This window comes from Rothia nasimurium, assembly GCF_928382285.1.
GTDB lineage: Bacteria > Actinomycetota > Actinomycetes > Actinomycetales > Micrococcaceae > Rothia > Rothia nasimurium_E.
On the sequence record NZ_CAKMSS010000004.1, the window covers coordinates 174,265 to 195,450 of the forward strand.

20 protein-coding genes are annotated in these 21,186 nt (G+C 62.7%); 10 read left to right on the top strand and 10 right to left on the bottom strand.

Translation table 11 applies throughout. From position 1 onward, the window contains the following. Positions 1–38 precede the first annotated feature (38 nt). From L6758_RS06490 to pta, 4 genes are all read right to left on the bottom strand, one after another. Positions 39–1,010 carry a bile acid:sodium symporter family protein gene (locus L6758_RS06490; protein ID WP_237205196.1) on the bottom strand — a complete coding sequence of 324 codons (972 nt, stop codon included), beginning with the start codon at positions 1,008–1,010 and terminating at the stop codon, positions 39–41. A gap of 201 nt (positions 1,011–1,211) precedes the next feature. Next, complete coding sequence (locus tag L6758_RS06495; RefSeq protein ID WP_237205197.1) at positions 1,212–2,648, bottom strand: M48 family metallopeptidase; 1,437 nt, start codon at positions 2,646–2,648, stop codon at positions 1,212–1,214. Between the two features lie 173 nt (positions 2,649–2,821). Next, a complete protein-coding gene (locus L6758_RS06500; RefSeq protein WP_237205198.1) occupies positions 2,822–3,958 on the bottom strand; it encodes an acetate/propionate family kinase in 1,137 nt (378 codons plus the stop codon). 210 nt (positions 3,959–4,168) lie between these two features. Then, on the bottom strand, positions 4,169–6,280 hold the full coding sequence (pta, locus tag L6758_RS06505; protein ID WP_237205199.1) for a phosphate acetyltransferase: 2,112 nt from the start codon (positions 6,278–6,280) through the stop codon (positions 4,169–4,171). Positions 6,281–6,502: 222 nt separating this feature from the next. On the opposite strand from pta, the gene L6758_RS06510 reads away from it, so the two are divergent. From L6758_RS06510 to L6758_RS06530, 5 genes are all read left to right on the top strand, one after another. Continuing rightward, on the top strand, positions 6,503–7,174 hold the full coding sequence (locus L6758_RS06510; RefSeq protein ID WP_237205200.1) for a DsbA family protein: 672 nt from the start codon (positions 6,503–6,505) through the stop codon (positions 7,172–7,174). 123 nt (positions 7,175–7,297) lie between these two features. Next, positions 7,298–8,113, top strand: a complete 816-nt coding sequence (locus tag L6758_RS06515; protein ID WP_237205201.1) for a carbon-nitrogen hydrolase family protein — start codon at positions 7,298–7,300, stop codon at positions 8,111–8,113. Positions 8,114–8,129: 16 nt separating this feature from the next. Continuing rightward, positions 8,130–8,447 (top strand): acylphosphatase, encoded by a 318-nt coding sequence (locus tag L6758_RS06520; protein ID WP_237199122.1) that lies wholly within the window; start codon positions 8,130–8,132, stop codon positions 8,445–8,447. Positions 8,448–8,458: 11 nt separating this feature from the next. After that, a complete protein-coding gene (locus L6758_RS06525; protein WP_237205202.1) occupies positions 8,459–9,403 on the top strand; it encodes a cation diffusion facilitator family transporter in 945 nt (314 codons plus the stop codon). Between the two features lie 26 nt (positions 9,404–9,429). After that, the gene (locus L6758_RS06530; RefSeq protein ID WP_237205203.1) at positions 9,430–10,239 is read left to right on the top strand and encodes a spermidine synthase; all 810 of its coding nucleotides are present in this window, start codon (positions 9,430–9,432) and stop codon (positions 10,237–10,239) included. Here the strand turns inward: L6758_RS06530 and L6758_RS06535 are convergent. Together L6758_RS06535 and L6758_RS06540 are read right to left on the bottom strand one after the other, a co-directional pair. Then, positions 10,236–10,550, bottom strand: coding sequence for a hypothetical protein (locus tag L6758_RS06535; protein WP_237205204.1), 315 nt, complete (start codon positions 10,548–10,550; stop codon positions 10,236–10,238). The two genes, L6758_RS06530 and L6758_RS06535, sit on opposite strands and share 4 nt — an antisense overlap. Beyond that, positions 10,447–11,016, bottom strand: coding sequence for an EamA family transporter (locus L6758_RS06540; protein ID WP_237205205.1), 570 nt, complete (start codon positions 11,014–11,016; stop codon positions 10,447–10,449). The genes L6758_RS06535 and L6758_RS06540 overlap by 104 nt, the downstream gene beginning before the upstream one ends. 213 nt (positions 11,017–11,229) lie before the next feature. Between L6758_RS06540 and L6758_RS06545 the strand changes: the two genes are divergently transcribed. Then, entirely contained in the window at positions 11,230–12,033 is an 804-nt protein-coding gene (locus L6758_RS06545; RefSeq protein WP_237205206.1) for a di- and tripeptidase, read from the top strand. 11 nt (positions 12,034–12,044) lie between these two features. After that, complete coding sequence (ypfJ, locus tag L6758_RS06550; RefSeq protein ID WP_237205207.1) at positions 12,045–12,992, top strand: KPN_02809 family neutral zinc metallopeptidase; 948 nt, start codon at positions 12,045–12,047, stop codon at positions 12,990–12,992. A 113-nt stretch (positions 12,993–13,105) separates the two neighbouring features. On the opposite strand, the gene L6758_RS06555 is transcribed toward ypfJ, so the two are convergent. Next, on the bottom strand, positions 13,106–14,176 hold the full coding sequence (locus L6758_RS06555; RefSeq protein WP_237205208.1) for a hypothetical protein: 1,071 nt from the start codon (positions 14,174–14,176) through the stop codon (positions 13,106–13,108). 92 nt (positions 14,177–14,268) lie between these two features. Next, the gene (purB, locus tag L6758_RS06560) at positions 14,269–15,702 is read right to left on the bottom strand and encodes an adenylosuccinate lyase (protein ID WP_237205209.1); all 1,434 of its coding nucleotides are present in this window, start codon (positions 15,700–15,702) and stop codon (positions 14,269–14,271) included. 266 nt (positions 15,703–15,968) lie between these two features. Here purB and L6758_RS06565 point away from each other — a divergent pair, with 266 nt between their 5' ends. Together L6758_RS06565 and L6758_RS06570 are read left to right on the top strand one after the other, a co-directional pair. Further along, positions 15,969–16,514 carry a hypothetical protein gene (locus L6758_RS06565; RefSeq protein ID WP_237199129.1) on the top strand — a complete coding sequence of 182 codons (546 nt, stop codon included), beginning with the start codon at positions 15,969–15,971 and terminating at the stop codon, positions 16,512–16,514. Positions 16,515–16,516: 2 nt separating this feature from the next. Beyond that, a complete protein-coding gene (locus tag L6758_RS06570; protein ID WP_237205210.1) occupies positions 16,517–18,403 on the top strand; it encodes a WXG100 family type VII secretion target in 1,887 nt (628 codons plus the stop codon). Between the two features lie 47 nt (positions 18,404–18,450). Here the strand turns inward: L6758_RS06570 and L6758_RS06575 are convergent, their stop codons facing one another. Beyond that, positions 18,451–19,539, bottom strand: a complete 1,089-nt coding sequence (locus L6758_RS06575) for a glutathione S-transferase family protein (RefSeq protein WP_237205211.1) — start codon at positions 19,537–19,539, stop codon at positions 18,451–18,453. Positions 19,540–19,609: 70 nt separating this feature from the next. Continuing rightward, complete coding sequence (locus tag L6758_RS06580) at positions 19,610–20,224, bottom strand: GNAT family N-acetyltransferase (RefSeq protein WP_237205212.1); 615 nt, start codon at positions 20,222–20,224, stop codon at positions 19,610–19,612. Positions 20,225–20,309: 85 nt separating this feature from the next. Here L6758_RS06580 and L6758_RS06585 point away from each other — a divergent pair, with 85 nt between their 5' ends. Next, the gene (locus tag L6758_RS06585) at positions 20,310–21,176 is read left to right on the top strand and encodes a spermidine synthase (RefSeq protein WP_237205213.1); all 867 of its coding nucleotides are present in this window, start codon (positions 20,310–20,312) and stop codon (positions 21,174–21,176) included. Positions 21,177–21,186 lie beyond the last annotated feature (10 nt).

Below are 21,186 nucleotides of genomic sequence, written 5' to 3' on the forward strand. Positions count from 1 at the left end.
GATGGCTCTTTTCACCATGATAGTCACCATGATTTTCACTATGAAGCCTCACTCTGCCTGCCCCAGCGGGCGGCCTTGGCAGCACAAATCATGAGCTGAACCTGGTGGAAAATCATAAGCGGCAGAATGAGGGCACCCACGGCTCCGCCCCCGAAAATGACCGCTGCCATGGGTAGGCCGGTGGCCAGGGACTTCTTCGAGCCGCAGAACTGCACCGCCACCCGGTCGCCGTAGCTAAAGCCCAGTTTCTTGGCCACAACCCCGCTGAGCCAGAGCAGGAACTCCACCAGGGCAATCGACAGAAGAACTAGAAGCAGAATCTGCCAGGGGCTGATGCGGGTCCAGATGCCCTGCACGATGCCGTCCGAAAAGGCCGCGTAGACCACCATGGCGATGGAGAGCCGGTCAACGTGCTTGGTCAGCTTGTTCTTGGCAATCTCACCCACCCAGCGGCGCAGGAGCTGACCCAGAATGAAGGGCAGGAGGAGCTGAAGGGCAATATCACCGAAAACAGAGCCGGAGATAGTGAGCTGGTCGCTCTGCATCAGCAGCATGACCAGCAGGGGGGTGGCAACCACGCCCACGATATTTGAGGCGCTGGCCGAGACAATCGCCCCTGCCACATTGCCCTTGGCGATTGAGGTGAAAGCCACCGAGGACTGCACGGTGGACGGCACCAGGGTCATGAAGAGCAGACCCAGATAGAGCTCCCGCCCGATAACGCTCTGAAGGGGGTAGAGGGCTAGGCCGATGAGCGGGAAGACGAGGTAGGTAAAGCCCAGAATGGTGCTGTGGAGCCGCCAGTTTTTCAGACCCTGCAGGGCTTCTTGGGGTGAGAGCCTTGCGCCGTAGAGGAAGAAGAGCAGACCGATAGCGATCTTGGTGGCTACGCTGAACCCTTCGGCGAAGTCCCCGCGTGCCGGGGCGATTATCGCCAGGGCAACGGCGAGCAGAATCAGGGTGATGAGCGGGTCTGGGCGCCAGGAGCGCAGTTTCTGGGGTAGGGCCATTTAGCCCATTTTACTCTTTGCCCTTTTCAGCCTCATACCACTTGGCGCCGCCGAGCGCTGCTAGAACCAGGGCCACAATACCTGCGATAGCGTAGAGAAAACCCATGGGGTTCACCTTCTTTCTTGAGGGCTAATAAACCCCACCCTAATCCATGTTTGTGATTTAGGCAACAGGTTGGGGTGGGGTTTTCGCGTCGAGGGTTAGTCCTGGTCGGTGGGCGGGTTGCTCGGGGCGGACGCCGGGCGCTCACCTTCCCGAGGTATAGCACCCGGGCCACTACCGGCGTCCTGACCCTGCTGGCCAGGTGAATGCTGGCCAGGCACTTGCTGGGGCTCCTGCGGTGAGGGGGCTCCGAAGCTGTTCCAGGGAGTGCGCTGGCGGTACTGCGGGGGGACCCAGCCGGTGTAGAGCATATCGCCCACGGTGCGGTCGCGGTACTGGGCGGGGCGGCGGTAGGTGGTGTTGACTGAACCCCAGTGCTGGTTGTCGGCCCGCTCGGGGTAGGTGGCCAGGTGGTCGGTGGCCTGTAGGGGGTCGGCCCAGGCTTCGGCAGGCTCTGCTGCCGGAATCATGGACAGCGGGTAGGGTGGGTTGTTCTTGGGTCGCCAGATGAGGCGGCCGGGCTCGGTGCGGTCACGCAGGGCATGGGCACGCCAGGTGACCGGCGGGTGGGTGGATCCGATGTTCGCGAACCAGGTGAAGAAGCCGCGCTCGTAGACGGCTCGGTTGGCTAGTTCGTGGAAGTTCACGTCGTTCATCAGGTACTTGCCAGCGGCGAGTACGGTGGTGGTGGTTTCGGCGCCGTCGGGGGCGTAGCGGTAGCCGAAGTTGTCGGCGGTGTATTCCTGGGTACGGGAGAGCAGATTGCCGAGGATCGGAATCTGCATGAAGAAGCTGGTGAAAATCAGACGGAAGTAGCTGACGTGGCCGGCGGCGATATGCCCTACCTCGTGCCCGATGATGAAGCGCAGGGCTTCGGGGTTGCGGGCTGCACCACCGATTTCGAAGAGGTCGGAGTAGATGGCGATGAAGCGGCGGTGCCCGTGACCCGAGGCGAAAGCGTTGATTTGGCCGTTGCCGAGCACGACGTAGGCGTCGGGTACGCGGCGCAGACCGGCGGCGTGGGCGGCTTCAACTACCATCTGGTAGGCCTCGGGGAACTGGGTGGGGGTGATGCGTACCCCGCTGAGGCGCAGGCGTCCGTACATGGCACCGCGTACAAAGAAGATGCCCAGTGGTAGGTAGATGGCGATGGCGATGAGTTGGCCAATCAGGTTGCTGATTTGGTAGTTGACGAAGTCGTCCCCCAGTACGCTGGTGAAGAGCGAGTAGATGAGGTAGATACCGCCGCCCACGTAGAGCATGATGGTGAGCGCGTAGGCCATGACGACCAGGGGCAGTTCTGCGGGGTGGCGCAGCGCATTGAGGAACTTGAAGGGCAGCAGGGATTGGAAGCCGAAGAGCTTGGGTGCGGGCAGGGGTGAGAGGGGCCGCTGGCGCATGTCTTCGGGTAGCCAGCCGCCGCTGAGGTCGTTGGGTAGGGGCTGGGTGAGGCCCTGCTCCTTGCTGTGTGCGGACGCCTGTGGGCTGGGCTGTTGTGGGTAGGGCGGGGTGGTGCCGGGGTTGTTCTCACTCATGCGGTTTCCTGCTGGTTAGGCGGTGTGTTCTGGTTCAACAGTAGCAAGAAAAGGGCTGGGCTCGGTGGGTCTTGCTGTCTAGTTAGAAATGAAAAGCGGGGTTTCTTTCGAAACACAGTAAAGAACTGTAGTTCGAAAGAAACCCCGCCCTATCAGCGGTGAAACCTTAAAACTTAGGCAACCAGGGCCTCGGTGGCCTCAGCAATAGCCTTTTCCTCGTTGGTGGGAACAACCAGCACGGGGATGGCTGAGTCCTCGGTGGAGATGATGCGGGGCTCGTCGCCGCGTACCTTGTTGGCTTCGGCGTCCAGCTTGATGCCCAGGGCACCCAGGCGCTCAACAGCCAGCTCACGGAACTGGTGGGAGTTCTCACCAATACCGGCGGTGAAGACCAGGGCCTTAGCGCCACCAACAGCTACATGGTAGGCGCCAATGTACTTAGCTAGGCGGTAGGAGGTCATGTCCAGGGCCAGCTTGGCGCGCTCGTCCCCAGCTTCCATAGCCTCAACCACGGCGCGCATGTCGTTGTTGCCAGCGATGGCGAGCAGACCTGATTCCTTGTTGAGGATGTGGTCCATCTTCTCGGGGGAGATGTTGCCGCGCTGCATGACGTTGGTGAGTACTGAGGGGTCGATGTCGCCGGAGCGGGTGCCCATGACCAGACCAGCCAGGGGGGTATAGCCCATGGAGGTGTCCAGGCACTTGCCGCCCTCAACCGCGGTGATAGAAGCACCATTGCCCAGGTGGGCGATAATGCCGTTGAACTCTGAACGGTCCATGCCCAGGAACTCGGCGGCAACGCCGGTGACGTAGTCGTGGCTGGTGCCGTGTGCACCGTAGCGGCGTACGCCGTACTTCTCAACGAGTTCTTCGGGAACAGCGTAGCGGTAGACGTGCTCGGGCATGGTGGAGTGGAAGGCATTGTCGAAGACCGCGACCATGGGGACGCCGGGGTAGGTGGCCTGAGCTGCCTTGATACCCAGAACGTGGGCGGGGTTGTGCAGGGGTGCGAGGGGTGAGAGCTCATCGATGGTTGCGGTGACCTCGTCGGTAATCAGGACGGGCTCAGAGAAGATGTCACCGCCCTGAACAACGCGGTGGCCGATGGCGTCGATGGTCTTGCCGTGCAGGGGTTCTTCCAGAGCCTTTGCCATGATGTCTAGGGCTACGGTGTGATCGGGAATGTCAGCTGAGCCGATGTTCTCAACCAGGCCCTTAGCGATGACCTGGTTCTCTTCACCGGTAGCGGAGGTGTCACGCACCTGGTACTTCACAGATGAGGAACCGCAGTTAATAACGAGTACGAGCATGAAAGTGTTTTCCTTTAGTTGCTTACTTAAGTTCGATGTAATGAGGGCGCAGGCGGACTCCCCGAAAGGCGACTGGCTGGGTCTGGCATGAATTGAGCGAGCCCCCCAGGGCGAGCTCGAGAAGGTTAGTCGCCGTAGGGGAGTCCGCTGCGGCCGTTCTGCCAACCCAACCCCGCGCGTCCGGCTGACCGTCCGCGCGTCCGCGTCCTATTACAGGGTCTGTGCCTGGATCGCGGTGATAGCTACTGTGTTGATGATGTCATCGACGGTAGCGCCGCGGGAGAGGTCGTTGACGGGCTTGCGGAGGCCCTGCAGGACAGGGCCGACGGCTACAGCGCCGGAGGTCTGCTGCACAGCCTTGTAGGTGTTGTTGCCGGTGTTCAGGTCGGGGAAGATGAACACGGTTGCCTGGCCTGCGACCTCTGAGCCGGGGAGCTTGGAGGAGGCGATGGACATGTTGGAGGCGGCGTCGAACTGGATGGGGCCTTCGAAGGCGAAGTCGGGGTTGGATTCGCGCAGTTTTTCGGTGGCTTCGATGACGATGTCGACGTCGGCGCCGGAGCCGGAGGTGCCGGTGGAGTAGGAGAGCATGGCGACCTTGGGGTCAACACCGAACTGGCGGGCGGTCTCGGCGGAGGCCTTGGCGATGTCGGCCAGCTGCTCTGCGTTGGGGTTGGGGTTCACGGCGCAGTCGCCGAAGACGAGCACGCGGTCTTCCATGAGCATGAGGAAGACGGAGGAGACGACCTTGACGCCTTCGCGGGTCTTGATGAATTCCAGGGAGGGGCGGATGGTGTTGGCGGTGGTGTTCACGGCGCCGGAGACCATGCCGTCGACGATGCCCTTGTGTACCAGCATGGTGCCGAAGTAGGAGGGGTCCATCATGCGGTTCTGTGCGCCTTCGAGGGTCATGCCCTTGTGGGCGCGCAGTTCGGCGTAGGTTTTGGCGAAGTCCTCGGTGTAGGCGTTGCTGTCGAGGTCGATGATGGTGACGCCGCGCTTGCCGTCCTCTGCGATGGGCAGATCGATGGATTCGCGCTGGCAGATTTCTGCGATTTTTTCGGGGTTGCCGATGAGGGTGAGGTCGCAGAAGTCGCGGCGGACGATGATGGAGGCTGCGCGCAGGATGCGGGGGTCGTAGCCTTCGGGTAGGACGATGGAGCGGCGGTCGCTGCGGGCCTTTTCGATGAGGTTGTGCAGGAAGCGCAGGGGGGTCATGGTGGCGGGGCGTTCGAGTTCGAGGCGCTCGAAGAGTTCCTTTTCGTCGACGTTGCGGAACCATTCACCCAGGGCGGTTGCGATTTTGCGGGGCTGGCCGAGGGCCAGCTGGCCGCGCACCATGGAGACGGCGCGTCCGGCCTTGAAGGTGTCGAGCTGGGTGGTGAAGACGGGGAAGGGGGCCTTTTCGACCAGCTGGCCGATGGCGGTGTCGCCCTTGAGTTCTGCGGCCAGGCCGCCGGTCAGCAGCATGCCGGAGGGGGCGGGGAAGCTGGGGGCGAGGGCGGAGGCGAGGGTTGCGACCATGATGTCGGAGCGGTCGCCGGGGACGATGACGAAGTCGCCGTCGGTGAACTGGGAGAGGAAGTTGGAGACGGTCATGGCCGCAATCTTGATGTCGTGGATGTCGCGGTCCAGGAAGTCCTGGCTCATACCGTCGTGGTTGAGGCCGAGGTTGTAGACGACTTCGGCGACGGTGGGCAGGGAGATTTCGGGCAGTTCGGGCAGAACGTAGACGGGGCGGTTGGAGGGGCCGCGCTTGACGTTCTTGAGGATTTCTTCGCGCAGTTCGGGGCGGGCACGGTTGACCATGACGGCGAGGACGTCGACCTTGGCAGCATGGAGTTCGGTGCGGGCTACGTCAACAGCGTTGACGACGTCTGAGACGGTGGATTCCTGGGCGCCGACGACGGCGATGACGGGGGTGCCGAGGTCCTTGGCGAACTGGGCGTTGAGGTCGAATTCTACGGTTGCTGCGTTGTGGGAGAGCAGGTCGGTGCCGTCGACGATGATGGCGTCGCAGTGCTTGGCCATGTCGGAGTAGACGGAGACGGCGATGGAGGACATTTCTTCGTGGTCGCCGGAGGCGAGCAGTTCGCGGCAGCGTTCGAGGGAGACACCGCCGCGGGCCTGGGCGTCGCTGAGGTTGTACTTGGTGCGGAGCAGACGGATGAGGGGGTCTTGTGACTCGATTTCGCCGCTGAAGACGGGGCGGAAGAAGCCGACGCGGTCGGTTTCTTTGAGCAGGGAGTCGATTAGGCCGATGGCGATGAGGGACTTGCCTGAGCCCTGGTTCATCGCGGAAATGTACATGCCGTTGGTCATCTGGGTCTACATCCTTGTGGCTGTGTTTTTGTGGGTTACGGTGGCCGTGGGGCTACCGTATGTTTACTTCTGAGTTTATTCCTTTGTGTGGGCTTTAGGGGCGGAGCGGCGTGCGTTTGTGTGGTATCTCATGAGGGGCGGACGCTTGCTGACAGTCTGTGCCCGCGGGGCGCGCGGGTGGGTGGTTAGGCTGGGAGAAGCAGTATTTTTGAGGAGAGTCTTATGTCTGTGAAGCTAACCCGTCGTGCCCTGGTGAGCCTTCTTCCGGCTGTAGGTCTGGTGGCCTGTGGTGGTTCTAGCGAGACTGCCGGTAGCGCTTCTGCCGCCGCAAGCGGGGAAGCTGCGGCGGGCGTCCGCACCGATGCTGGCTACCAGCTCAATGCCGTGACGGACGGGGCCCCCACGGTCATCCTCTACACCGATTTGCAGTGCCCCTACTGCGCTAAGGCCGACCCCAAGTACCGGGAGGCCGCTGCCGAACTGGAGGGCACCATGAACGTGACGGTACGCCATTTCCCGCTGCCCATGCACGCCAATGCCGTCCCTGCGGCCCAGGCAGTGCAGGCTGCTGAGGCCCAGGGGGCTTACGTGGCTATGGCTGATCGCCTCTACACCCACCAGGCCGACTGGAAGGAGATCACCGACACCGCCCAGTTCGCCACCCTCATGGGTGACTACGCCGAAGAGCTGGGCCTGGATCGCGCCCGTTTCGAGTCTGACCTGCCGAGCGAAGAGGCTCTTGCCCTGATTGAGCAGGAGTATCAGGACGGCGTCGCCGCAGGTGTGAAGGGCACCCCGAGCTTCGTGGTGGAGGGCACCAAACTTGAGAACGTCGACTCCGCAACCAGCACCGCCGATATGGTGGCGGCCTTCAAGCAGGCGGCCGGTCTTTAGCGAGCTGTGTAGGTAATCGAAACCTTCATATGCATGTTCTTTGAACGCGCAGATGAAGGTTTCGATTACCTTCAGTGGGCGGACGCCTGGTCACCGCCAGCTGCGCCCTCTAGAGTTGAAGGTATGAAGATAGCTCTCGCCCAGATGCTCAGTACCAAAGACGTTGCCCGCAATATCGAGACGATTCGTGAATACACGGTGCTCGCGGCGGAGCGCGGTGCCCGCCTGGTGGTCTTCCCCGAGGCGGCCATGCTCAGCTTCGGCGGGCGGCTGTATGACGATGCGGCCCAACACGAGCTGACCTTCCGCACCGCCCTCGCTAACATCGCGCGTGAGAACTACGTGACCGTGGTGGCGGGCGGCTTCGCCCCGGTGCAGCTAGCTGACGAATGGAACCTGCGGGTCTACAACAACCTCTACTGCTTCGACCAGAACGGGGTAGAGACTGTCTACACCAAGATGCACCTCTACGACGCCTTTGGGTTTAAAGAATCTGAGGGGGTCAAGGCCGGTGAGCAGCTGGTGACCGTCACCGTGGACGGCACCAAAATCGGTCTGGCCACCTGCTACGACGTGCGCTTCCCCAAGCTCTTTGCCGACTACTCCCGCGCCGGGGCGAAGGCGACGATTGTTGCAGCGTCCTGGGCCGGGGGTAAGGGCAAGGTGAGCCAGTGGCAGATTCTCACCAGTGCCCGTGCCCTAGATTCCAATATGTTTGTGTTGGCTGTTGATCAGGCGTCGCCTACCAGCGCTGACCCGCGGGCAGATATTACCCAGCCGACCGGCGTGGGCTATTCCCGGGCGGTTTCTCCCTTCGGCGTGACCTTGGCTGAGGCGGGTGAAGCCCCCGAAATTCTGGTGGTTGACCTTGACCTCTCTGAGGTAGACCGTGCCCGCTCCGCCCTGCCCGTTCTGGCCAACGCCAAGCTGGACTACTAGAGAAAGAGCACCTGACATGGGTTTCTTTGATATCTTCACCGATAAAGCCCCCGCCGAACCGGCCGAGGCCCAGCTCATGGCCACAGCCTACGGGCACGTGCAGGGCGTGGGCTTTCGCTGGTGGGTGGCCGGTATTGCTAAGCCCCTGGGGCTGGTGGGCTACGCCAAAAACATGGACGACGGGTCGGTTGAGATTGTCGCCCAGGGCAGCGCGGACGCCTGTGAGCAGCTCCTTGCCGAACTGACCGGCGGCGATACCGCTGGTAGGATTGATCATGTTGACTCTGACATCACCCAGCCGGTTGGCTCCTATAAGGGGTTCGGCATTTACTAGAAGGGCACACCATGGGCCACTCGCACGGCCACTCCCACAGCCATGCCCACGGGCATTCCCACGGCAGCGGGGCTAACGAGCGCCGCCTTATCATTGTGGTGGTTATTGCCTGGTCATTGGTTGCCTTCCAGTTGACCGGAGCCTGGCTGACCGGTTCCCTGGCCCTGCTCTTTGACACGGTCCACGTTTTCACCGATGCCCTGGGGGTCAGCGTTGCCCTGGCCGCCGCGCGTCTGGCCCGCCTGCCGGCGTCCTCGCGCCACACCTGGGGGTTCCGCCGGGTCGAGGTGCTCTCGGCCATGTTCCAGGCCGCCGTGCTGCTCGGGGTTGGGCTCTTTGTGCTTTACGAGGCGGTGCAGCGCCTGCTGGAACCTGCCCCCATACCCGGCCTTGAAGTGCTGATTTTCGGCGTCATTGGCCTGGTGGGCAACATCGTGATGATTGCGGTGCTGGTGGGCGGCGACCGCACCAACTTCAACATGCGGGCCGCCTTCCTGGAAGTGCTCAACGACGCCCTGGGGTCGGTGGCGGTTATTATCTCGGCCCTTATTATCTGGCGTACCGGCTTCTACCAGGCCGACGCCCTAGTGGCTGTGCTCATCGGTCTGCTGATTATCCCGCGCACCGTCAAGCTCTTCCGCGAAACCACCTCGGTCCTGCTGGAATCAACCCCGCGCGGGCTTGATCTCGACGAAGTCCGCCGCCACCTGGAAAGCCAGCCCCACGTGGTTGCCGTACACGACCTACACGCCAGCCAGATTTCCTCCGACCTGCCGGTGCTCACCGCCCACATTGTGCTCGACGATGAGTGCTTCACCTCGGGCCACTCCGTAGAGATTCTCAAACACCTGCAAAGCTGCGTGGCTGAGCATTTTGAGGTGTCGATCAAGCACTCCACCTTCCAGATGGAGCCGCGCTCCCTGGCTGCCGACGAAGACCTGCGGCACCTGCACTAGACCGGAAAGGGGCTAGGCTAGAGAACATGTCACGCACCATTCAACTTTCTTTTTCTGGCCTGAGCGCATCCGTTGCCCCCGACGGCTTCTCAGCGACCGGCCGGATTCTTGAAATCGGCGGGGCAGAGCAGTCCCACGTGGATCTAGCCCACCCCGATTTCATTTTCTACGAGTACCTACGCCGGATCGGCAACCTGGTCGATCTTCAGGCTGAGCCCGGGGCACCCATCACCGCCGCCCACCTGGGGGCCGGTGCCCTGACCCTGGTGCGCTATATTCAGGCCACCCGGCCCGGCTCAGCCCAGCTGGCTGTTGACATCGAGCGGGAGCTGCCCGGTTTTGTGATGGAGCAGCTACCCCTGCCAGAAGGCACTAACTGCACAATTTTGATTGAGGACGCCGCCGCGGCAGCTCCCCGGCTGAGGGATGAGTTGGGTGCCCCGGGCGGGCTGGATGTGGTCGTCCTCGATATTTTCTCGGGCTGGGAGGCCCCGCCCCACCTGACTACTGCCGAGTTTTACACCGACCTGCGCCAGGCCCTGGCCCCGGCAGCCGGTGATAGTGCGGGCGGCCTGCTGGCCGTGAATGTGGGGGACGACGCCGGGCTCAGCTTCTTCGTGGCCCAGGCCCGAACCCTATTAGAGGTCTTTGAGCACGTCTGGTGCCTGGCTGATACCACCATGCTGGGCGGCCGCCATGCGGGCAACCTTATTCTGGTGGGCTCCCATGTGGCCCTCACCCAGGACGCCGCAACCTACCTGGTAGGTGCTGGGCCGCACCCGGCGTCCGCCCTGGGCACCGATGAACTGGTGGAGCTGCTCGACAAGCTGGGCTAGAGGGCGTCCACCTGGGCGATGGTGCTGGTGACAGGTGCGGGTTCGCTCGCTGCCCGCTTGGGGCGAGAGGTCGCTGTGATACCCATAGAGGCTACAGTCAACAGCAGGATTGCCGCCCAGCGCAGGGCACCGGTTTCTTGGTCTAGCAGCAGCCAGCCGCCAATGGCTGCGATACCAGGCTCTAGGCTGAGCAGAATCGAGAAGACATTATTGGGCAGGCGGCGTAGGGCCGCCAGCCCCGTCGATGAGCCTGCCCACGCGGGAGCTCGCCAGAATATAGCAGGCCCAGAAAAAGCCTGCGACCAGGGCAAAGACCAGGCCTAGAGCAGAGATATGTTCGGCCCCGAAGGCCTTTTCAACTCCGATGAGGGCCATGCCGATGGTGGCTAGCCCGATCCAGAGACCGTCAATGAGGCGGCGGGAGAGCGCCGCTGCGAGCACGAGCGGGCCAATGAATTCTACAGACACCGCCAGCCCTAGCGGCAGTAGCTCGATGGCGTGGTAGAAGGCCCCGTTCATAAAGGCAAAAGACGCCCCGAGTAGGGCGACGGCAATCCACTGGGGTAGGTCCCAGGCCCAGAAACGGGGCCGGGTAAGAGCGCAGATGACCAGGGCAGCTACCCCTAGCCGCAGGGTGGTCACGCCCCAGGCGCCCAGCTGGGGAAAGAGCTGCACCGCAAAAGCCGCGCCTATCTGTAGAGAGATACAGGAGCCGATTACGAGAAGCACACCGGTGGTCTTATCGGAGCCGGTGAAACGGGAACGGACTGCCTGCACGGGTGCCTTCTTTCGCGAGGGGTACTGCAAACAGTGTAGGTGGCTGCCTGCCGTAGGAGTGGCGCTGACCGCCAAATGTTACGGTGCCGCTCACACATGTGGCGGCCGGTGCCACAATTGTCACCTAGAGGTGCTGCGTAACCTGTCATGCCCAGGGCATACACGATAGCAAGTACACTGTGTTTAGGGTCGTTTGCCGGTAAACTAAAAGCTATGTTCAACTTCAACGCATCTAGCGCTTTTGACGCTAACGGTCAGCCCAAGCCCGCAGTTACCCGCACTGTCGACACTGTGCTGAAGGTTCAGCGCCCCCTGATTGTTTCCATGCTCAAGAAGATGCGTGAGAAGCACCCTAACGAGACCCCCGACCAGATTGCCAAGCGCCTCGAAAAGGCCTACCTGCGCGATGTGACCGTTGGTGGCGGCGCCGTGGGCGCAACCGCTTTCGTGCCCGGTCTGGGTACTGCGGCGTCCGTCGGTCTCTCTGCTCTGGCAGTTGGCGGCTACCTGGAGCGCACCGCTATCTACGCGCAGGCTATGGCTGAGCTGCACGGCGTGCACGTAGATGACCCCGAAAAATCCCGCCTCATGGTCATGGCCATCATGCTGGGTGAGGACGGCTCCGTGCTCATGAACTCAATCCTGGCCCATACCGGCAAGACCGGCGGTGTCTCCCGCAAGTGGGGCATGATGATGGGTTCCAAGGACTCCGGCAAGGTGTTCAGTATCGAGCGCACCATCCGCAATATGTTCATTAAGCGCTTCTTGACCCGCCAGTCTGGCGCCCTGCTCGGCCGTGCCCTGCCGTTTGGTATTGGTGCTGTGGTGGGTGGCGGTGCCAACCTGGCCCTGGGTAAGAACGTGGTCAAGTCGGTCGAGCAGACCTTCGGTGCCCTGCCCGCTGTCTTCCCCGATGCCCTTAACTCCGACCGGGCTCCCAAGTTTGAGGGTGGCAAGGGCGAGGACGCCGGCACCTCCGAGGGTGCGCAGAGTGAGACCGCGCAGCTTGAGAAGTAAAGAGAACTGCCATGGGTTTTAACGACAACCTAAATAACAACTACTCCCAGCGAGGCTCATCGGGCGGCAACGGCCGCTCCGGTGGTGGCGGTGGTGGCGGTGGTGCGAACCCGCTCATGATGATGCTCATGGGTAGCGTAGCTCGGAAGTTCGGTATTCCCGGCGTGCTTGTTCTTGGTGCTATCTTCCTCTTTGCCTCGGGCAGCCTTGGTGGCCTGACTGGCGGTAGTTCTAACTCCATGTACGGCACCGAAGCCCAGCAGGACCAGGTTACCGGCGCCGGGAACTTCGACCACTGCCAGACCTATGAGGACGCCAACCGCTACGATGATTGCCGTATTCTGGCGACCGGCGTGAGTCTGGATATGGTGTGGGAAGAGAAGCTCCCAGCAGAGGCGGGTATCTCCTACACCGCACCCGACCTGGTGCTGGGGGAGGGCCAGCTCTCTACCGGCTGCGGTACCGCCAATATCTCGCAGACCGGCCCCTTCTACTGCCCGGCTGACCAGACCGTGTATATGTCGGTTCCCTTCTTTGACCAGCTCAAGGCTATGGGCGGGTCGAACGGTGATTTTGCGGTCATGTACGTGACCGCCCACGAGTTCGCCCACCACATTCAGCAGACCATGGGCACCCTGAAGTACTCCAACTATCAGGACCCGGGCGCTGACTCTGGCGCCGTGCAGGTTGAGGTGCAGGCCGACTGCTATGCCGGTGTCTGGGCCTCTCAGGCTGACAAGGGCGAAAATGCCCTGCTCGACCCTCTGACCGAGAGCCAGATCCAGCAGGCGATCGATACGGCCCGCGCCATCGGTGACGATGCGATTCAGCGTTCTTCGGGCCAAGAGGTTAACCCCGACCTGTGGACCCACGGCTCGTCAGAACAGCGTGTCAGCTGGTTTACGAAGGGCTACACCGAGGGCACCATGGCAGCGTGCGCCCAGCCCTTCAACTCCTAGCTAGTAGCAGGTAGAGTGCTCGCGGGCACGTGCCTGTCTCTACAGTAGGGACCAGATTCCTCCCAAAGTACCTAACGTCCACACGGTATACGGGAGGAATCTGGTCCCTTCTTTTAACCCCTGAAACGAGAACGGGCGCGGACGAATGCGCGGGCAGCTAGACGGGCACCCTTGGCGGTTGCCCCGTCGGCTGCCGCCAGTTCCGCTTCGGTGCTGGGCCGTACCTGAGTTTCGGTCACCACCGGGGCCGGGCCTTCAATGGCGGACGCCGTCACCGGCTCGGGTGCCTCAATCTGGGAGGGCTCGACCGGCTCGGGCTCATCCAGAGCAGAAGGCGCTACCGGCTCAGGTGCTTCAATGGCACTGACCTCTTCGGCAGAAAGTTCTAGCAGGTCAGCGTCATCGTCGGCGGGTGCCGAACCCCCGCTACCCTGCCCCGACCCGTCGACCGGACCGCCGGCGTCCTGCCCGCTATCCAAGACCGTGAGGGTGCTGGCAGGTAGCTGGTCAGGAGCTGCCCCCAGGTTCTGGTCTACCTGGGCGATAATCTGCTGGGCAAAATCCCGGCGCATCTTCTGACTAGCGAAAACAGCGCCTCCCGTCTTGACTAGCTGTTCGCCTGCCTTGACCAGCAGCAGGGTCTGAGGGTTGCGCAGGCCGATGGCTGCTACGGCTCCCAGAATGTTCATCTGCTGGGTGGCTCCACCATCGCGGGGGGCCTCCTGCATCTGGGTGAGAATATCGTTGACTTCGGCTCCCAAGATAGCGGTTGCGGCCTCGTCGCTGCTTTCAACGTGAAGACCGTGTAGCAGGGCCATGCCGTGCAGGTAGGTTTTGACGGCCTGGGCACTGCCCACATGGGCGGTGGTGTTAATGCCCTTGTTGGCGGCCCGGCTGTAGGTGGCCATGTCCTGCTGCACCGCGCCCAGGTGGGCAGCTGCCTGGGTGAGCCCGGCGACGCGGCGGTTGCGGGTGACGCTGCCGAGGACGTTGGGGGTCAGCTCCTGTGCCCCTGCCTGGGCTGACCCAACCAGGGTGAAGTCGCGCACGAAGATTCCGCCTAGGCGCTCTGCTAGGTTGGCGGGGGTGGCTTCGGGGTAGCGGGTGCGGAGCTTGCGCAGGCGGCGCACCGCTAGCGGGGTTTGCTCGGGCGAGCTGTCTGCGGGGCGGGAGTTCTCGGTCATACCTTCTATCCTAAAAGTGAAAGCCTCTCGGGGGAGTAGAAAACCCCGCCAGGTATGACGGGGTTTTCTATGTGACCTGCGCGAGTCAGCCTTTAGCGGGTGGCGTGCTCTAGCAGAGAGGGAGCCAGGCCGATGTAGGTTGCCGGGGTGAGCTCGGAAAGCCGGGCTTCGGCGTCCTTGCTGAGACCGAGCTCGGCGACGAACTCCTTGAGGCGGGCTGCATCAACGCGGTGGCCGCGGGTCAGCTCTTTGAGACGCTCGTAGGGGTCCTCCATGCCGGGGACGCCCGCGATTGCTTCGGCGCGCATGACCATCTGGATAGCCTCGGCCAGAACTTCCCAGTTCTCATCGAGGTCTTGGGCGATGACGTCGGTGGCGATATCCAGGCGCTCCAGGCCCTTGACTACGTTAGAGATCGCCAGCACGGAGTGGCCGAAGGCTACACCGATGTTGCGCTGGGAGGAGGAGTCGGTCAGGTCGCGCTGCCAGCGGGACTGCACCAGGGTTGAGCCCAGGGTGTTCAGCAGGGCGTTGGAGATTTCTAGGTTGGCCTCGGCGTTCTCGAAGCGGATGGGGTTGACCTTGTGGGGCATGGTGGATGAACCGGTTGCGCCCGCAACGGGAATCTGGCGGAAGAAACGGATAGAGATGTAGCTCCACACATCGGTGCAGAGGTTGTGCAGCACCTGGTTGAAGTGGGCGATGGAGGAGTAGAGCTCAGCCTGCCAGTCATGGTTTTCGATCTGGGTGGTCAGGGGGTTCCAGTCCAGGCCCAGGCCGGTGACGAACTCTTCTGAAATCTTCTGCCAGTCGGCGGTGGGCACAGAGACGACGTGGGCGGAGTAGGTGCCGGTTGCGCCGTTGATCTTGCCCAGGAATTCAGCGTTTTCAACGTGCTTGATCTGGCGGTTGAGGCGGTAGGCGAAAACAGCCAGTTCCTTGCCCAGGGTTGAGGGGGTGGCGGGCTGGCCGTGGGTGCGAGAAAGCATGGGCACGTCGCGGGCTTCTTCGGCCAGCTTCATGATCTGCTCAACCAGGCCGCGGGCGGCGGGCAGCCAGATGTTGGTGACGGCGTCCTTGATACCCAGGGCGTAGGAGAGGTTGTTGATGTCTTCACTAGTGCAGCCGAAGTGGACCAGGGGCTTGAGATGGCCCAGGCCCAGGGGCTCGAGGCGGCGGGCGATGAAGTATTCTACGGCCTTCACATCGTGCACGGTGACGGCTTCGATTTCTGCCAGCTCGGCGGCAGATTCTTCGGTGAAGTCGGTGACGATGGCGCGCAGGCCGGCACGCTGTTCGTCGGTGAGGGGCTCAAGACCGGGCAGTACCTGGTGGTCGCAGAGGTAGATGAACCATTCGACCTCAACGTGGATGCGGTCGCGGTTGAGGGCGGCTTCTGAGAGGTAGTCGACCAGGGGTTCGGTGGCGGCCTTGTAGCGTCCGTCGAGGGCGCCGAGGGCTAGACCCGCGCCGGTGAGGGAGTGACGGCCAGAGGGCAGGGTGGTGCAGTTTTCGCGATGAGACATGTCTCTAGTTTCTCACGGCTAGGTGGGGTGGCGCACGTTTTAGCGGGGGTGTGAGATGGGCTTTTACGGGTAGGTGGTGGCTGCCGTCAAGGGGTGTGAACTCGCTGCGTCATCTTGCGTCACGGCTGCACCAATTGTGGGGCGGTGTGCGCGGACGGCCGGGGCGGGGCTTATCCACAGGCGGGCGGACGCTGGCGCCCCGCCGGGTGCTGCTTTTAGGGTGTGGGCTAAGGAATCGCCCGTAAAAGAAGTGAGGAGGAAAAGCGATGCCTTCGGTGTATGAGCTTGTTGCGGCTGCGGGCAGGGTCGGCCTGGGGAGTCAGGGAGCCGCGAGCGCGTCCGCGGGTGCCCTGGGTTTGGCTCAGCGGGTGCGGGAGTGGTCTGCTGCGCTGGCGCAGCAGGTGCTGGGGCAGGCGGACGCCGTCGGGCAGGCCTCTGGGCAGGCTTTAGCTGCGGGGCAGGTGCAGTGGGATTCTGTGGCTGGCCGTGCCTTTCAGGGGGCTTTGGAGGCAGAAGGGGGTGCAGCTAGGGCTCTGCAGGGGGAGTTGGAGGCCGGTGCCCAGGAGGTGCGGTTGGCCGGTGAGGCTGTTGCTGCTGAGCTTGAATTGGTGGCTTCTGCTATCGGTGCTGCCGGGGCTGCTTTTGATGCCGCCTTAGCGGGTATGGCGGTGCTGGACGATATCGACTTCGATGACTTTATTGTGCACGCCGAGCGGGCTAATCTACCTGCCCTGCAGGGGGCTCTTACTTCGGCTATGGGCAACCCTCTGCTTGCCCGTGTGAGCGCTACTTTGGCAGGAGAGGGGTGGTAGGCGTGGTCGCAGCATATGTTTCTGGTGCCCCGGGGGCAGGGTCTTCGGCTGGCCGTATCTCGGTGGAGTTCTCTGAGCTAGAGCCCCTAGCCCACCAGCTTGCTGCCGTGGCTGGGCGGTACGAAGAAGCGAGCCGGGAACTGGGCGGTCTCACTGCGCGTGTGGCTCTTCTGGCCTCCCTCGATCTGACGGGGGCAGGTAGCCGCGCCCTGGCGTCCTTGGGCACCAGCGCCCTAACGCTCACCACCCTGGTGGCGAGTATGCGGGGCCTAGCCCGAGGCGTGCAGAGCGCCGCTGAGAACTACCGGCAGGCGGAGGACTTCGCCAATCGGGTTATTAACCAGACGAATCAGGCTCAGACCCTGGGCATGGCGGTGCTGCGTGGCACCCAGTCGGCCTTCGGCTACCGGGTTGACCTGCTTAAGCTGGTTGTTAAGCGGGGAGCGGTGCTGGCGGTGGTCTACGCGAAGGACGCCTTCTTGCTGGCTCGCACTACTCCCGATGGGCGTAAGATCATGCAGGATACGACTAAGGGACTTAATAAGCTGGCGCAGGTAACGGGTACGACCGGGCGCTTGCGGGCTACCCGCGACATGACGGATGTGCTCAGCCCCAGCCTGCGCGTCGATAACCTAGACCCCGGTAAGAGTATCCCCCGGCTTGAACCCAATGGAGCCGGTCGGGAACTACCCCTGAGCGCCCGCGGAATCGCCGAGCACTTCCAGCGCATGGAAGGCATAGAGAGCCGGGGCGATGAGCTCTTTGAAGCCGCCCACTACCAGGGCGCCTGGGACCACGTCATGGTTCAAACCCTCTACAACCCAGAAACCGGTGAAACCCAGTACCTGGTCACCATTCCCGGGACGGACGGTGACGGCGAGCGCGAGGATTTCTTGCAGCCCTGGCGCGGGGGCACAAACACCTGGGCTGGCACCGCCGGAAGTGCTACCTCGGGGTATGGTTCTGACCTAACCCCTAATCAGTACACAGCCCTGATGACCCAGGTAGAGCGAGCCCTGGAACAGGCAGGGGCGGCTGAGGGCAGCGGCGTGATTCTGGCCGGGTTCAGCCAGGGCGGGCTAGCTGCCGGTGCGCTCGCGGCCAATACGTCCTTCGGTTCCCGCTATCGGGTTAAGGGGCTTATCACCCAGGGCAGTCCGGTGGACGAGATCAAGGTACCTGCGTCGGTGACCCACGTTGATACCCGGTATAAGGGTGACCCCGTCCCCTACCTTCAGGGTGACCGCCCCGACTACGCGCCCGATGCGTCTACCGTGATGCAGCACAGACCTGCAGACGCCTCGGTTCACGGGGCTGCGGACTACGTGAAGATCGCGGGTGCTAACCCCGGTACGGAGCGGGTGATACCCGAGCTGCAGGGCTTGATGGGCGGCTACAGCGTGGTAAAAACGACGATTACCGCCGGCACGACCCAGAAGCCCGATATCACCCGCACCGAACAGGAACAGATGGCTATAGCGGGAGTCGGTAACGCTGTGCACGCTGGGGCTCAGAAAATAGGGTTGGGCAACCGCTTGATCAATAGCGCCAGCATTAACCCTTCTGACCTCTACCAGGACGCCGACTCAGCCCTGCGCACCTTAGATACCGAGGTGATACAGAAGGGGGATCGCTGGCTCGATACCCAGCTGCGCAAGGTAGAAATCGGCGGTGTGCAGCTCTATAACCCCACCATCACCCTGCCAGCGGTGGGAGAGCAGCCGCCTGCACCTATGCCCGATAGCAGTATCCGGGTGTATGAACCCACCGCCCAGCAGCAGGTACGCAACCTGACCAACCTAGCTGGGGTGGGTGACCTCATCAGCGACGAAGCAATCGATGAGGGGGTGAGAGTCTTTTTGCCCGCCAGCTCGACCCCGCCCGAGTGAGGTACCGGGGCGGAGCCAGGCTACGAGGCGGATGAAGCGGTGGGCCCTTAGGCGGCCGGGTAGAGGGGGTTATGTCCGGACGCTACCCGCTCGGCTTCCCGTACCGGGGCAGGGGCGGTGGCGCCGGCGTCCGTATCGAAGGGGGAGCCGCCTAGCGCCTCACGCCCGTGCGGGGTGAGCCAGCCGGCCAGGTCAGGGCCGGCGGGCACGATGCCGGTGGGATTGATGTCCTCGTGAACAATAAAATAGTGTTCTTTGATTTGCTGGAAGTCCACGGTATCGCCAAACCCGGGGGTCTGGAAGAGGTCGCGGGCGTAGCCCCAGAGGTTAGGCATGGAGGTCAGGGTCTGGCGGTTGCACTTGAAGTGACTGTAGTAGACCGCGTCAAAGCGTACCAGGGTGGTAAAGAGGCGCACATCTGCTTCGGTGATGTGGTCCCCCATGAGGTAGCGGCGGGTGGCCAGGCGCTCTTCAACCCAGTCTAGGGCCGTCCAGAGGCGGTCGTAGGCTGCCTCGTAGGACTCCTGGGAACCGGCAAAACCGCAACGGTACACCCCGTTGTTGATTTCGGTGTAGATACGCTTCATCACCGCCCGCATTTCCTCTTCGAGTTCAGCGGGCCAGAGGTCAGGGGCTCCCTCGCGGTGGTAGGCCTTCCACTCCTTCGAGAAGTCCTCGGTAATCTGCGGGAAGTTATTGGTGATTACGCCACCTGATTCAATATCGACAATGGCGGGCACCGTAATGCCGCGGGGGTAGTCGGGGAAGCGGGCAAAGTAGGCCTGCTGCAGGCGCTCAATGCCCAGTACCGGGTCCTTGCCGTCTTCATCGAGGTCAAAGGTCCAGGAGCGGGCGTCGTGGGTGGGGCCGGGTAAGCCAATGGAGAGAGCATCTTCGAGACCTAATAGGCGGCGGACGATCAGGGTGCGGTTAGCCCAGGGGCAGGCGCGAGCGGCTACCAGGCGGTAGGCGCCGGGCTTGACCGGCCAGAGCTGGTGGTCGGGGTCAAGCTGGGCAGTAGTGGCGGGGTCTGCGACAATGCGGTCTTCAATGTAAGTGGTGTCGCGGTTGTATTCTTCCCCGGCGTGCACGTAGGAGCCGCGGGTGGAGTGTTCTGTCTGTTCGGTGGTGCTCATGCTTCCACCCTCTCACAAAATACTTTCAAAGTAAAGTATTTTGTGAGGGCGGAGAAAGGCTTGAACCCCTCTAGTGCGAAGGCAGTGTCAGCCCGCGGTACATACGGGCTGTTCGCGCGGGAGCCCAGGCGCCACCGCAGTCAATGGGGAGCCCCTCGTCCTTAAAGCCCCGGCGGCCATAAAACTCCCGAGCCCGCTCATTGCCCACGATGTACCAGAGGTAGGCAGGTTCATCAGGGTAGAGAACAGCATCAAAAAGAGCCGCCCCCAAGCCCGTGCCGTGAGTCGATGCAAGAGTATAAAGGTGGGTGAGCTCCCGCGTCCCATCATCAACCGGGGGCAGGCCAATCTCTAGTTCCCAGGCCAGGGGGCCGGGGCGGGACAGCGCAAAACCTACCGGGGCGTCCCAATCAATCTCACCTCCCACCGCGCAGCTCAGACCACCGGCGGGCGTCCAGGCCGGATTTTCGTAGGCAAAAAAGGCGCGGGCACCGGGCGCTGCGATATTCTCGGCAAACTCTTCCAACCAGCCATCCCGGTTAGCCGCCTGCCGGGCCCCAAAACCGGGGTCTACCAGCCCGTTATAGGTCTCCGCCAGGCACCGTAACTGCAGGTCAACATACTTCTCGGCGTCCTCAGCGCCCACCGGCGCCACCACATACCTGCCATCAGCTACAAAACCCACGCGTGCCCGTCCTTTCACATCACTGTCACTGCCCTCTCACTCTAGCAAGCTCCGTAGAGCCCGCCCCACCCACTAGGCTAGAGGGGTGGCAAAACGCAGACGAACCCCCAAAAAACAGGTAGAAACCCCCGAAGCCCTCGTTGAAGGCACCTACCCCATCGACACCGGCATCGCCGAACTCATCGAAGACGACTACACCCCCGGCGGCTGGGTGCTTGAAATCAACGGCATGGAATCCTCCCACATCGTGCTGGGCCAGCCCCGCGAACTCGACTTCGAATACATGCGCTGGCTAGCGGCCGTCATCGAACCCTTCGTCGACACCCACCTCGACCCGACCAAGCTCCGCATTACCCACCTGGGCGGCGGGGCCTGCTCCATGGCCCGCTACCTGGCCGACGTCTACCCGGCCTCTCACAACACCGTCGTCGAACTCGACGGAAAACTCGCGGCCTACGTGCGCGAATGGTTCGACCTGCCCAAAGCCCCCACCATCAAAATCAGGGTGGGTGAAGCCCGCGCCGTCACCGAAGGGTTCGCCCCGGCCTCGCGCGACGTCATCATCCGCGATGTCTTCGCCGGTTACATCACCCCGGAGCCTCTCACTACCCTCGAATTCACCCAGCTGGCCGAGCGCTCGCTAGCCCCAAACGGGCTCTACATTATCAACTGCGGCGATGACCGTTCCCTGGCCGGTGCCCGGGCCGAAGTGGCCGCTATCGCCCAGGTCTTTGAACACACCTGCATTGTGGCCGACCCGGCCATGCTCAAGGGGCGGCGCAAGGGCAACGTCATTATCGCTGGCTCCCACGCGCCCCTGCCGGTAGCCGGTGACCTGGCCACCGCCGCCATCACCAAGCGCCTACTGGGTGGCGGGGTACCTGCCCAGTACAAGGACGACGCCTGGGTGCGCGACTTCGCCCGCTCGGCTACCCCGCGCCGCGATGCCTAATAAGGTAATC

What these genes read in the sequence shown, in the direction of transcription:
- L6758_RS06490 (WP_237205196.1), bottom strand. Translation starts at nt 1,010, where the DNA reads ATGGCCCTACCCCAGAAACTGCGCTCCTGGCGCCCAGACCCGCTCATC.
- L6758_RS06495 (WP_237205197.1), bottom strand. Translation starts at nt 2,648, where the DNA reads ATGAGTGAGAACAACCCCGGCACCACCCCGCCCTACCCACAACAGCCC.
- L6758_RS06500 (WP_237205198.1), bottom strand. Translation starts at nt 3,958, where the DNA reads ATGCTCGTACTCGTTATTAACTGCGGTTCCTCATCTGTGAAGTACCAG.
- pta (WP_237205199.1), bottom strand. Translation starts at nt 6,280, where the DNA reads ATGACCAACGGCATGTACATTTCCGCGATGAACCAGGGCTCAGGCAAG.
- L6758_RS06510 (WP_237205200.1), top strand. Translation starts at nt 6,503, where the DNA reads ATGTCTGTGAAGCTAACCCGTCGTGCCCTGGTGAGCCTTCTTCCGGCT.
- L6758_RS06515 (WP_237205201.1), top strand. Translation starts at nt 7,298, where the DNA reads ATGAAGATAGCTCTCGCCCAGATGCTCAGTACCAAAGACGTTGCCCGC.
- L6758_RS06520 (WP_237199122.1), top strand. Translation starts at nt 8,130, where the DNA reads ATGGGTTTCTTTGATATCTTCACCGATAAAGCCCCCGCCGAACCGGCC.
- L6758_RS06525 (WP_237205202.1), top strand. Translation starts at nt 8,459, where the DNA reads ATGGGCCACTCGCACGGCCACTCCCACAGCCATGCCCACGGGCATTCC.
- L6758_RS06530 (WP_237205203.1), top strand. Translation starts at nt 9,430, where the DNA reads ATGTCACGCACCATTCAACTTTCTTTTTCTGGCCTGAGCGCATCCGTT.
- L6758_RS06545 (WP_237205206.1), top strand. Translation starts at nt 11,230, where the DNA reads ATGTTCAACTTCAACGCATCTAGCGCTTTTGACGCTAACGGTCAGCCC.
- ypfJ (WP_237205207.1), top strand. Translation starts at nt 12,045, where the DNA reads ATGGGTTTTAACGACAACCTAAATAACAACTACTCCCAGCGAGGCTCA.
- L6758_RS06555 (WP_237205208.1), bottom strand. Translation starts at nt 14,176, where the DNA reads ATGACCGAGAACTCCCGCCCCGCAGACAGCTCGCCCGAGCAAACCCCG.
- purB (WP_237205209.1), bottom strand. Translation starts at nt 15,702, where the DNA reads ATGTCTCATCGCGAAAACTGCACCACCCTGCCCTCTGGCCGTCACTCC.
- L6758_RS06565 (WP_237199129.1), top strand. Translation starts at nt 15,969, where the DNA reads ATGCCTTCGGTGTATGAGCTTGTTGCGGCTGCGGGCAGGGTCGGCCTG.
- L6758_RS06575 (WP_237205211.1), bottom strand. Translation starts at nt 19,539, where the DNA reads ATGAGCACCACCGAACAGACAGAACACTCCACCCGCGGCTCCTACGTG.